The sequence below is a fragment of the Lactiplantibacillus dongliensis genome, assembly GCF_005405105.1.
In the GTDB taxonomy this organism is placed as follows: domain Bacteria; phylum Bacillota; class Bacilli; order Lactobacillales; family Lactobacillaceae; genus Lactiplantibacillus; species Lactiplantibacillus dongliensis.
On record NZ_BJDK01000004.1, the window covers coordinates 44530 to 56631 of the forward strand.

13 protein-coding genes and 1 other annotated feature are annotated in these 12102 nt (G+C 44.6%); of the genes, 1 reads left to right on the top strand and 12 read right to left on the bottom strand.

Features of this window, described 5'->3' with window-relative positions; translation table 11 throughout:
* Window positions 1-60: 60 nt before the first annotated feature.
* The 4 genes from pgsA to yfmF form a co-directional block, all read right to left on the bottom strand.
* Window positions 61-645: a CDP-diacylglycerol--glycerol-3-phosphate 3-phosphatidyltransferase gene (gene pgsA / locus FFM80_RS01660; protein WP_137639234.1), complete on the bottom strand. Its 585-nt coding sequence runs from the start codon at window positions 643-645 to the stop codon at window positions 61-63.
* A gap of 21 nt (window positions 646-666) precedes the next feature.
* Window positions 667-1560: a helix-turn-helix domain-containing protein gene (locus FFM80_RS01665; protein ID WP_137639235.1), complete on the bottom strand. Its 894-nt coding sequence runs from the start codon at window positions 1558-1560 to the stop codon at window positions 667-669.
* Between the two features lie 102 nt (window positions 1561-1662).
* On the bottom strand, window positions 1663-2964 hold the full coding sequence (gene yfmH, locus FFM80_RS01670) for an EF-P 5-aminopentanol modification-associated protein YfmH (RefSeq protein WP_137639236.1): 1302 nt from the start codon (window positions 2962-2964) through the stop codon (window positions 1663-1665).
* Window position 2965: 1 nt separating this feature from the next.
* Window positions 2966-4228 carry an EF-P 5-aminopentanol modification-associated protein YfmF gene (gene yfmF, locus FFM80_RS01675; RefSeq protein WP_223877276.1) on the bottom strand — a complete coding sequence of 421 codons (1263 nt, stop codon included), beginning with the start codon at window positions 4226-4228 and terminating at the stop codon, window positions 2966-2968.
* A 213-nt stretch (window positions 4229-4441) separates the two neighbouring features.
* Between yfmF and FFM80_RS01680 the strand changes: the two genes are divergently transcribed.
* Window positions 4442-5794 carry an aspartate kinase gene (locus FFM80_RS01680; RefSeq protein ID WP_137639238.1) on the top strand — a complete coding sequence of 451 codons (1353 nt, stop codon included), beginning with the start codon at window positions 4442-4444 and terminating at the stop codon, window positions 5792-5794.
* 421 nt (window positions 5795-6215) lie between these two features.
* On the opposite strand, the gene FFM80_RS01685 is transcribed toward FFM80_RS01680, so the two are convergent.
* The 8 genes from FFM80_RS01685 to mreC all read right to left on the bottom strand — a co-directional run bounded on the left by FFM80_RS01685 (window position 6216) and on the right by mreC (window position 12055).
* Window positions 6216-6458 (bottom strand): hypothetical protein, encoded by a 243-nt coding sequence (locus tag FFM80_RS01685; RefSeq protein WP_137639239.1) that lies wholly within the window; start codon window positions 6456-6458, stop codon window positions 6216-6218.
* 132 nt (window positions 6459-6590) lie between these two features.
* Window positions 6591-7427, bottom strand: coding sequence for an amino acid ABC transporter substrate-binding protein (locus FFM80_RS01690; RefSeq protein ID WP_137639240.1), 837 nt, complete (start codon window positions 7425-7427; stop codon window positions 6591-6593).
* Window positions 7428-7438: 11 nt separating this feature from the next.
* Window positions 7439-8080, bottom strand: coding sequence for an amino acid ABC transporter ATP-binding protein (locus FFM80_RS01695; protein ID WP_137639241.1), 642 nt, complete (start codon window positions 8078-8080; stop codon window positions 7439-7441).
* A 12-nt stretch (window positions 8081-8092) separates the two neighbouring features.
* A complete protein-coding gene (locus FFM80_RS01700) occupies window positions 8093-8734 on the bottom strand; it encodes an amino acid ABC transporter permease (protein ID WP_137639242.1) in 642 nt (213 codons plus the stop codon).
* Window positions 8735-8897: 163 nt separating this feature from the next.
* Window positions 8898-9130, bottom strand: a binding site (T-box leader).
* A 49-nt stretch (window positions 9131-9179) separates the two neighbouring features.
* The gene (gene minD, locus FFM80_RS01705; RefSeq protein ID WP_137634604.1) at window positions 9180-9986 is read right to left on the bottom strand and encodes a septum site-determining protein MinD; all 807 of its coding nucleotides are present in this window, start codon (window positions 9984-9986) and stop codon (window positions 9180-9182) included.
* A complete protein-coding gene (locus tag FFM80_RS01710) occupies window positions 9986-10654 on the bottom strand; it encodes a septum site-determining protein MinC (protein ID WP_137639243.1) in 669 nt (222 codons plus the stop codon). Before FFM80_RS01710 ends, minD begins: the two co-directional genes overlap by 1 nt.
* A gap of 21 nt (window positions 10655-10675) precedes the next feature.
* Window positions 10676-11194: a rod shape-determining protein MreD gene (gene mreD, locus FFM80_RS01715; RefSeq protein WP_137639244.1), complete on the bottom strand. Its 519-nt coding sequence runs from the start codon at window positions 11192-11194 to the stop codon at window positions 10676-10678.
* Window positions 11195-11209: 15 nt separating this feature from the next.
* A complete protein-coding gene (mreC, locus tag FFM80_RS01720) occupies window positions 11210-12055 on the bottom strand; it encodes a rod shape-determining protein MreC (protein WP_137639245.1) in 846 nt (281 codons plus the stop codon).
* Window positions 12056-12102: the final 47 nt, after the last annotated feature.

A 12102-nucleotide genomic window follows, 5' to 3' on the forward strand; every position in this document is an offset into this window, starting at 1 on the left:
TACGAAAACAAATTGTTCAAGCACTAAAAAAGTTCCGCCAATTGGCAGAACTTTTTTAAGTTATTTAAATCCATCTGAAAAGACGTTGCGATTTTGCACGAAGTAATCAACCCCCGAGTAAATCACGAAGAAGAGACAGATGTACAACATGATGCTGGCAAATGGTACGTTAATCGCCGCAAACAACACATTGTTCAATAGTAAAAAGATAATCGCAATCATTTGCGTGGTCGTCTTAATCTTACCTGGCATGGCCGCCGCCATCACTTCACCGTTATTTTCAACGATTAAAAGTCGTAACCCAGTGACCGCTAGTTCCCGGCACATGATAATTGCCACGACCCAGTCTGGCGCCATATTCAGGCGCACCAAGATAATGAACGCCGTCATGACTAACATCTTATCAGCTAACGGATCAGCAAACTTGCCGAAATTCGTTACTAGATGTTGGCGCCGAGCAATCTTCCCATCGGCTAAGTCGGTCAGTGACGCAACCGCAAAGATCAGTGTCGCCACGAGCTGGGTTACGGGAATCGTTGTGCCAGCCCAAACCACTTGGCCCCAACTCAAAGGTAAGACCATAATCAGTAGAAAGACCGGAATCAAGATAATCCGAAACACCGTTAATTTATTAGGTAAATTCACAGCTATAACTCCTTTACAACGTTATTTAATGGTCAACGTAATCGTCCGAACTTGGCTGGTGCTGTTCTTCGGATTGAAGTCAAACTTCTTGCCATTAATGGTTGCACTGGTTGCTTTAGCGTTCCCAAACTGGAATTTGACCGTAGTGGCATTGCTTGGCAAAGTGACGGTATGTGACCCGTTCGCCGTCAACGTTCCTTGCCAAGTCTGCGTGCCATTAGTTGTCACGGACGTCCAAGCAGCACCAGTTGCCTTTAAGACAACCTTGTTCTTCTTAGCCCCGTTCGTTAGCGTATAAGCCGTATCGCTAGTGCCATCTGCTTTAATCGTTTGGTTCGTTTTCTTCTTATCAGCAGCTTTTTTCGAACTAGCTTTGGCAGCACTGCTGCTAGCGGCTTTCTTGGAGCTAGCGGCACTACTGGTTTGCTTAGAACTCGAGACTTGCGTACTTGAGCTGCTGGCGCTAGTGGCCGAACTTGACCCAGTATGGGTCCGGACAGCCATGAACCAAATAAATAACAGAATTAAGACCACAATCGCCGTAATAATAATCGTTGGCAAATAGTTGCGAACCCGACTCGTGGGACTGCTAGGCCGTTCCCGGGTTGCGGCCCGGGTTGGCTGGGTGTCATCGACATTTTGAACATAGGTCTCTGCATGGGTTGCAGGTAATTGGTCACTGTATTCTTTCAGTAACGCATCCCCATCGAGATCAACCGTGTCAGCATATTGCTTCACAAACGCCCGCACATAAAAATCACCAGGCAGCTTATCGAATTGCTCATCTTCAATCGCGATCAAATACCGCTTTTGAATCTTGGTGATCTGTTGTAAATCATCAATGGTTAATCCTTTGGCGGTTCGCGCAGCTTTTAGACGCGCGCCAATGGTACTTTTTTCTTCATTTTCACTCATTTGACTTTTTCTCCACCCTAAGTCTATTTTCAAAATCTTTCGATTCATAGTATATCACAGCCGACCTAGTGTCGGTACTGGTGATATGAACTTAAAACTTCCTTAATGCTTACTAGTTGGTCGAATCTGATACTCACTAATCGCTTGTGAGGTTAACAGTTGTTGCGCGATGGCTTTAATATCATCCAAGGTCAAACTTGCAATCGTCGCTGGTTCATCAAACAGCGTCGTATTGCCAAATAACCGTTGATCATAACGATTGGCGATGGCTTCTAGTGAGTTCGCCATAAAGACACAACGCCCAATCATTTCTTTTTTCACCATCGCTAATAAGTCAGCTTGACCTTCGACCGCTTGTGACCAGTTCTCTAGAACCGCAATAATCGCCGCATCAAATTTTTCAGGTTGGTTAGTTTCCCCACTAAACGTGACAAAATTAAATCCATTTTGTAATTCAAAATCATAACCAAAGGTATCGTCAATAATACCCTCGTCATATAACCGTAAATAATTCTTAGACGTATCGCCAAATAAAAGTTCTAATAAGACATTCACACCTGCACGATATTTTAAGGCGGCCGGACCAGCTTCAATCGGCGCTAATCCTTTGACCCCAATAATCGACTTTGCCCGGCTGACCGGCATATCAATCATCCGATACGGCATAATATCATGACCGTCCGTCACTGTGGCTGGAATCTTGCGTTCAATCGGTTGAAACGCATCAAAATGTTTGGCTGCTTGATTGGCGGTCACCCAGTCCAAGACCTCATCTGGATCTAACTTACCGACCACAAACAGCGTCATATTCTCTGGATGATAAAAGGTCCGATAAGCCGCATACAAATCATCGGCCGTGATCTTCGCAATCGACTCCGTGGTCCCGGCAATATCATACTGTAACGGATGATTTGGGTATAAATTGCCAATCATGCCAAAGTATAAGCGCCAACTCGGATCGTCGTTATACATCTCGATTTCTTGCCCAATAATGCCCTTTTCTTTTTCGACCGTGGCCGGCGTAAAGTATGGGTCTTGGACAAAATCAAGTAAGGTCTCCAAATTCTCACGTAAATGCTGCGTCGCTGAGAAAAGGTAGCTCGTCCGCGTAAAGCTGGTAAAGGCATTGGCACTCGCCCCGTACTTACCGAACGTTTGGAACGCATCGTGGTCAGCCTTTTCAAACATCTTATGTTCTAAAAAATGGGCAATACCATCAGGAAACCGCCGCATCTCCGTCTCACCAGCAGGGACAAAAGTATTGTCAATGGAGCCATAATTAGTTGTAAAGACCGCATACGTTTTATGGAAGCCTGCTTTAGGCAAGAGGGTGACCGTTAGCCCATTATCAAGCTTCGTCTGGTAACTAGTTTCATTAAATTGTTCATATTGTTTCACTTGCATGTTAAGCCGCGCCTCCGTTCAAAAAGAAGCCATCATTCAAGGTGACCAGCTGAGCCACTGCTTGAATCTGTTCCCGCGTGACTGCTTGAATCTGCTGTAACCACTCATCATCACTCACTTGACGTTGAGTCAGATCATCGATCAAAGCCTGAATGGCAAACGTCCGTTGGCTATCCAAACTGGATTCAAAATCATTGATTAACCCTAATTTCAGTTGGTCAACCAGTTCATCGGTAAACTCACCGTTTTTAATCGCGGTCAACTGGTCATCAATAATTTGTAAGACTTGATCGTGATTCTTACCGTCAATCCCGGCTTGCACTTTCAAAACGCCGCGGAATGTATCCAATGAGCTGCTGGCATAATAAGCCAAACTGGCCTTTTCACGCACATTCATGAATAACTTTGATAAGGGCGAGCCGCCAAATAATTCATTAAACACTAAGGCCGCATAATAATGATTATCCCGATAGAAGACGGGTAGATCATAGCCCAAGTTCAACTTGGCTTGACTCAAAGCTTGTTGTTCACTGGTTTCAACGTAATGACCAGTATTTTGATGCTGATAAAAAGCCGTTAACCGATCAGTCGGCCGGTCTTTGAACCCGACTTGTCGCCATTGCGTGGTCACCGCTTCTACATCAACATCACCCATGACAATAATATCAATCTGATTAGTTGCTAAGACCGTCTGGTAGTACGCATATAAGTCGGTTGCTGACAGCGTGCCTAAGTCAGCGACGGTCCCAAAGCTTGGCACTTGTTGTGCCGCATCGGCCACAAATAAAGCTTCATTTAACTTTTGCGCCGCATAGTACTGCTTATCATCCGCCAATGATTCAATCGAGGCTTGTAAGTTGGTGACTTGCCGATCAAAAGTAGCTTGATCGAATTGCTGATCTTTAACCAATGGGCGATAGATAATCTTTTGTAAGAAATCAATTGCACTCGCAGTTAAAGCCTGATCAGTGGCCAAATAACGCTCATTGGGTACTGTAATGGCTAATTGTAGACTATGCGTTGGTCCCTTGCGACTAACGCCGGCACCAAAGGCCGCCCCGAACATGGCTGCTAACGCATGCGCTAACGCCCGTTGATCAGGATAATCGGCTGAACTTGTTTCTAATAAATTCGATAATAACGCTCGTTTCGTAATTTCGTCCCGCTTCAGCGGTGCCCGAAAATTAACGATAATTTGGTTGGTTTTGAATTGATGACTCGTAACGGTCGTCAATCGAACCCCTTTTGCTAACTGAACTTGCAAATTACATCCTCCTTGCACTATGTATAAATAATAAGCGAAAGACTATGTTGACGCAACTTTACACGTCGCATCAACCTATAAACCATTTTCCGGTCAGTCACAGTTTGACGAAAACGTTATAAAATGAGATTCCGCTGAGGTCACATTAACATTGCAAACTCGCGGTTTGTCTGCTATTCTTTTCAGTATTGATAAATTGAGGAGCGATTTAATGTGAAAGTAATTAAATTTGGTGGCAGTTCGCTTGCCAGCAGTACCCAACTACAAAAAGTACTGTCGATCGTCAAAGCTGACGACCAACGGAGAGTTGTGATTGTTTCCGCGCCAGGTAAACGGTTCGCTGGTGACACCAAAGTGACCGATTTGCTCATCCAGTATGCTCGTCAAACGATTCACCGTCAAGACACGACGGCCATCGTGGACACGATCATCGACCGTTATGCCGAAATTGGCCACGGTTTTGGGGTGCCTGATGATCAACTTGAACCCATTTTTGACATTATTCGGAACTTACCGAAACAACCTTATGCGGATAACACCTATTTAATGGCCGCCTTTAAAGCTCATGGTGAACGGCTCAACGCCCAATTAGTGGCCGCTGTCTTCCAAAAGTCAGGCTTAAATGCCCGCTACTTGGACCCCAAAGAGGCCGGTATGGTCGTTACCGATGTCCCCGACGACGCCCAGATTATCGATAGTAGTTATCAAAATCTGGCTAAATGGGCTAACAGCGATAAAATCTTAGTCATTCCAGGGTTCTTTGCTTATAACCGCAATGGCCAGATTTGTACGTTCTCCCGTGGTGGTTCCGATATTACCGGCGCCATTCTCGCACGCGGCGTCAATGCCGACCGTTATGAAAACTTTACTGACGTTGACGCGATCTATGCCGTCAACCCATCATTAGTCGCACAACCAGCCGCGATCGCCGAGATGACTTTCCGGGAAATGCGGGAACTTTCTTACGCTGGCTTCTCCGTATTTCACGACGAAGCCTTGATCCCTGCTATCCAAGGTAACATCACGGTGAATGTTAAGAACACGAACCATCCAGAAGCTCCTGGGACCTTAATTCAGTCAACTAAGGCCACCAGTACAAAATATCCCGTTACTGGGATTGCGAGCTCCTCAAGCTTTTGTTCCTTATACTTACGAAAATATCTCTTAAACAAAGAAGTTGGTTTTGGCCGCAAAATCTTAACGATTTTAGAAGACCATCATGTCAGTTATGAACACATGCCATCTGGGATCGATGACTTGACGATTATCTTTGATGAACATCAACTGACCCCCGAACTGGAAAAGGAACTGACGGCTGAAATTTCTGCCGCCGTTCATCCTGACGAGCTCTACTTCACCCACGATTATTCCATCTTAATGATTGTTGGTGAAAATATGCGTAACCGGGTCGGAATCATGTCCCGTGCCGCCACGGCTTTAGCTGATAATAACATTAAGTTGATTATGGTCAACCAAGGGGCCTCCGAAATTTCCATTATGTTCGGAGTACACGACCGCGATGCTGATCAAGCAGTCATTGCCTTGTATAATGAATTTTTTAAATAACTAAACAAAACCACGCTAACAACTGACATCATCGTCAATTGTTAGCGTGGTTTTTTATTGTCGTCTCTAGCGTAAGCCAATTGTCTTGTTTAACTTACCACTCTGGTTGGCCCAGAATCGGCTGGAACGTGGTGGCCGCGTTTGTGAGCCGAAGTACGGTCTCACAAGCCGGGCTTTATCTAAGTCGCAGAACCACGACTAAGATAAACGACACCACTGAGCCAATTCTGGTCCGCCCGTCGTTAATGACCGGATGATTGTAAATGATTCATGATTTACATTTAACCAATTACCTTAATTGAGACGTTGCTTTCAAAATGACTCATAGTGTCCAACGTTTTAAAAACTAACCGGTAGATGGTAATCTCTACTAACAACAAACGTGCTAAATATTACTACCCTATCTGGGCCATAAAATTAGCTAGTCAACTGTCGTCCCTAAGGCTATTGCATAGTTTTGTAACATCGCAGTTGTTGGCACAGTATCTAACCGTTCAAAAGCTAAAAATTCAGTTGTTGTCATCTGCATCCGCTGTGCCATTGTTCCTACTGGAAGCTGGTGTGTAATTCGAAATGCATTTAACTGTGCTAGCTGTCTAATTCGTTTCAACTCATCCGGACTGATGGTTGTTAATGTTGCTTCAAAGTCATCCCAAGTTGTCATTTTTAAACACCAGCCAATTACGAGCCGACGAGAGTGGCAAATTCCATCTAACTAGAATGACAATCAAAAAGGCGATGCCACCACAATTAAGCAGCGTCACCGTCTTGGTTAGCTATTCTGATATTGAGTCGCTTAGTTTTCAACCTGCTGATTACCAAACCACTTCTTATTAATCTTCGCTAACGTTCCATTTGCCTTTAACGTCTTCAAACCAGCGTTAATCTTGGCTTTCATCGTCGTATCACCTTTACGCAAACCAACCGCAAAGTCTTCGGAGTCGAAAGTCCCTTGCGATTCTGTATAAGCGGCGGAATTGGCTTCATGCTTGATGTAATAGTTCGCATAGACGCTATCAATCAATAACCCCTTAATCCGACCAGCATTCAAGTCTAAGAAAGCATTCGTGAAGGTGTCATATTGAATCGGCGTTTTCCTGGCAATCTTGTCCTTAAGTAACTTCGGATTATTCTCTAATGATTCGTAACCAGAAGACCCGGATTGCGCCCCTAAAGTCTTGCCGGTCATATCATTAAATGAATTAATGTGATTCTTCTTTAACGAAACCAAGACTTGCTTGTTCTTCAGATACGTATTACTGAACGCCACCACTTTTTCCCGTTGCGGGTTCTTCGTATACCCATTCCAAATCAAATCGATGGTGCCGTTACGCAGTTCGGTCGCATTCATCGACCAGTCAATGGTTTGGAAGCTAACCTTGACGCCATACAGCTTAAACACCGCGCGCGCCAGGTCAATATCATAGCCGACTAATTTACCGGACTTTTCACGAAATCCCATGGGAACGAAGCTATCATCCAGCCCCACAACGACGGTGCCGTGCTTCTTGATTTTCGTCCATGTATCTTGAGTATCGGCGCGGGTCGTGACATTCTCACAGCCACTAAGCGTTGTCGTCAAGCCGACTAAAACTAAGCTGAGTAGCAATAATGATATTAAGCGTTTCTTCATCCTGCCACCCCCTATTTGGTCTGGTTCGGTTCAACGTGTAGCATCTCATCAGCAATATTCTTCGCAAAGGTCAAATCATGGCTAACCACAATTTGCGTCATTCCATCCGCCTTTAACCCAAGGATCAGCTTTTCAACTTCTTGCCGTAAATTTGGATCCAACGCCGAGGTTGGTTCGTCATAACATAAAACGTTAGGCTTCATCGCTAAGGCCCGCGCAATCGCGACCCGTTGTTGTTGCCCACCGGAGAGTTGGTAAGGGTACTGGTCCCCGTGGTCACCGAGATTCAAGCGGTCCAATAATTGTTGGGCAGCAGCTTTAGCATCATCGGCACTTTCTTTTAAGACCATCGTGGGCGCCAACGTGATGTTTTGTAACACTGTTAAGTGTGGGAATAATTCAAAGTTCTGGAACACGACCCCAATCACACTGTCATTCGTCCGGTTCGTATAGGGATCAAAAGCTTGGCCGTCCACTAAGAATTGACCGCTATCCACTTTTTCTAAACCAGTAATGCAACGTAATAAGGTCGTCTTCCCAGCCCCAGAAGGACCGACGATACTTAGAATCTCACCGTCTTTAACCGTTAAGTTTAAATCTTTAATGATGGTCCGGTTACCAAAACTTTTGGTCATATTTTTAAGTTCTAACATCGGCGTTCCTCCTTATTTCCAGTAACTATAACGTTTTTCAATCTGTCGTAATACGAACGTTGTGACGGCGGTCAACAATAAGTAGAGCACCGCAACTAAGACTAATGGGACTAACGTGACATCCCGCGCCGTAGCTACGTTGCCGGCTCGTAGTAAGTCGCCTAGGCCGATAACATAAACTAACGACGAGTCTTTAATCAGGTTAATCACTTCGTTACCAACCGATGGCAATACGATCTTGACCACTTGTGGAATCACAATCTTACGAATGGTTTGCGCGTAACTCAACCGCAATACCCGGGCACTTTCATACTGGCCATTATCAATCGATTGTAAGCCACCACGGAAGATTTCAGCGAAGTAAGCCGCGTAGTTTAAGATAAAGGCGAATAACGCCGCTTCATACCGCGGAAAGACCAGCCCAATCAGTGGCAAGCCATAAAAGACGAAAATCAATTGTAGTAGTAACGGCGTCCCCCGCATCAACCAAACGTAAAAATTAATTAACCATTGCAAGGGTTTGATATTCGAAATTAAGCCTAAACTTAAAATCAACCCTAACGGTAACGACCCCACGAGCGTCCATAAGAAAATCTGTAGCGTCATGCCGGCGCCGGATAATAATGATGGCAAAATCTCAGTAATATAATGCATAAGCGTTCCCTCCCAAATTCGTTAACAGCAACAAAAAAGTCCCCTTGAGACATAATCTCAAGAGGACGATTCGACGCGGTGCCACCTCAGTTCGCAGCAGCTTCACAGCTACTGCCTCAGGGAGTTTAGTGATAATAAAAAAATCGTCCCTAGGTCTAAAACCTAAGAGGACGATTAATATCGCGGTGCCACCTCATCTTCATCAATTACTCACGTAACTGAACTCAGCGAGTTTATCACTAAACTCCGCCGCTAACGAGGCCAACCGGAACAGCTTACTTCATTCAGCCATTCAACTCACAGATGTGGTTCGTCATTTAAACGTGATTGGCTTTCCAGCACCGCCAATTCTCTGTCCAACGTCTAATCAACTACTCTTCTGTTCCCTGTCTTTTTTAATGTTGCTCTCATAATAACCAAAAACCGGTTACTCGTCAAGCGCTTTTTACTTATTTCGGTGAAAAATACTAGTAATTCGCGACCAAACGCCGACCTTTTGATGCTCAATGTTCATCAATGGCACGGTTTCGCCTTCGATTCGCCGGGCAATATTTCGATAACCCTGGGCCGCTGGATTCTTAGGATCTAAGACAACCGGTTCCCCGTTATTGGATGTCCGAATAACGGCATCGTCATCGACCACGATTCCTAATAGATCAATGGATAAGTGATGGGTAATTTCATCAATGTCCATAGTTTCGCCATCTTGCATCATCCGTTGCCGGATCCGATTAATAACTAATTTAGGGGCTTCAGCTAATGGGTATTGTTCCAATAAACCGACAACCCGATCCGCATCGCGAATTGCTGAAATTTCAGGTGTTGAAACGATAATGGCCGCATCGGCACCCGCAATCGCATTCATAAAGCCTTGTTCAATCCCAGCTGGGCAATCTAATAAGACATAGTCAAAGTCCGGCTTAAGTTCATCGACCACGGCCCGAACTTGATCCGGATTCAATGAATTCTTATCCGCGTTTTGAGCAGCTGGCAATAAGTAAAGTAAGTCATCAAAGCGCTTATCTTTAACTAAAGCTTGCCGTAATTGCGCGCGATTTTCAACGACATCCACAATATCATAGAGGATGCGGTTATCGAGGCCTAAAATGACATCTAAGTTGCGTAAGCCGATATCAAGGTCAACTAAGCAGACTTTTTTGCCCATTAAGGCCAAAGCCGTCCCTAAGTTGGCGGTCGTCGTTGTTTTACCGACACCCCCTTTACCAGAGGTGACGACAATTGCTTTTCCCATCAAATATGTCCTCCATTCTGAATAAATAATTTAGGTCGTACTCGTTTTAATTGATTTAAAGGTTGGTAATCTAAAGCTTGAATGTCATTGATATACACGACATTCGACCCGGTTGCCGTTTTGGCTGGATCTACTAACTCTAACAGTTCACCGACTCGTACCCGGGGAACCGTCGTCAAATCACTGACAATGACGGCCTCATTATGATCAGGATACCCTGCTTCTAAGGCGCCGGCAACGTCACCCATCACAAAGATACTGCCAGTTGCCCGTAGCACCCCGCCTTCATGAATCTTACCAAAGAACAGCACATCTCCAGTAATCGTCACGACTTGACCATTACGAATAATCTGATTAATTAGATGGACGGTATCGCGTTCAATCATCGTCATGGCATCCGCCGTCAAAATCACGTCCGCGGCTAACTTATGAATGCTAAACAACGCATAACGCTGAATCAACTGCGTCACTTGTTGCGTTTGTTCGGCCGTCAATAGCCGGCCCTCCGTACTAATATCAAATGCAATCTGTTTGTCAGTCGTATTGTCAACTTGCAACCGATCGAGCAAGGTCTTTAAATCGACCATAATTGTCTCGAAACTGGCGGCTTGCCGAAAGATTAATTCATAGCCATCATTACTGGCCTTTAAAACCACACTTTGCTGCATGTCTGAATTCCTTTCCACCGACTAACTCACTTTAAGATATAACTGCCGTACCGGATAATACAAAATCACAAACAACGCCAAGTTGACGGCAATCGTTGGGCCTAACGTATAGACCGCAAAGTCGGCTAAATTACTCGTCATTACTTTACCAATCAAATACCAAATATACACAAATGCTTCGACGATCGTTAAATTAATAATATAGACCATTAGCATCGTCAAGAAGTTCAAATCAAGCCACGGCTTAACCTGACGACTCAAGTAAACCACTAACGGTAGGGCCACCATATAGACACCCAAAATTCCCGTATAGTACCAATCAAACACTAGCCCCGCAAAAGCTGACCAGATACCGATTGATAAATCATTACGGTCATCCAAAAAGACGGCAAAAATGATCCATAGTAAGACTAAATGTAAGACACTGGAATAAGGATACTTAAATAAATGCGCTGCAAACACATTTGACAAGGACCCATCTAAAAACAAGGCTAAAAATAACCCGACTGGGAAGATAATTCTTAAACGTGATACTCTCACAATCATTAGCCTCCCTTATTGTACCGCTACCGTAACCACGGTTAAGTCAGTTAGGTTAGCTGCTGGTGTAATTTCAATTTCGGAAGCCAGCCCGTAATCATCTTGTTTGACCTTGGCAACAGTCCCGACGTATAAGCCTTTAGGCGTCACACCGCCCAAGCCACTCGTCACCACTTTGTCACCTTTTTTGATCTTCGTCTTAGACGTTACGGAACCCATTTCGATCAAATTAGTGCTCTTGTCATAGCCCGTCACAATCCCATTAACGGTACTACCGGCCTTGTTCGTCACTTGAATCGCAAATTTATCGGCTGACGAACTCGTGCTCGAAATCAATTCAACCTTAGAATTAGTCTGATTAACTTCAACCACCCGACCAATCAACCCTGATTGTGACATGACTGGCATATTCTTCTTAATCCCAGCCGTGGCCCCTTTAGAAATCACCAACTGGTTCATCCATGAAGAAGGTGTCCGCGTTAAAACATTGGCGGTCACTGCCGTGTAAGCCGTCAAAGAATTGTTTAACTTTAATTCTTTACGTAACTGTTTGTTTTCAGCAGTCGCGGTTTGCGCGTTGACCTTAGCTTGTGCTAATTGGTCAACTTGCTTTTTGAGTTTTTGGTTTTCTTGATACGTATTCAGGAGATCCGAAACCGAATTAGACGCCCCTTGCAAGCCATTCACCGGCCAAGCAATCACCCGGTCAACCGCACCAGCGACATCGTTCCCAAACTGCTGAAGCAATGGCGGGGTCGACTTTTTATTACGGACCGCAACTGAAACGCTCATCAAGCCGAAACTGATTATTAACACAATGATCACGATAACCAATTTACGGTTGAAAAAAAACTTTTGCATACTGAACCCCCGGTCGAAAATTCAATTATTTAACAATAAATAAGCGG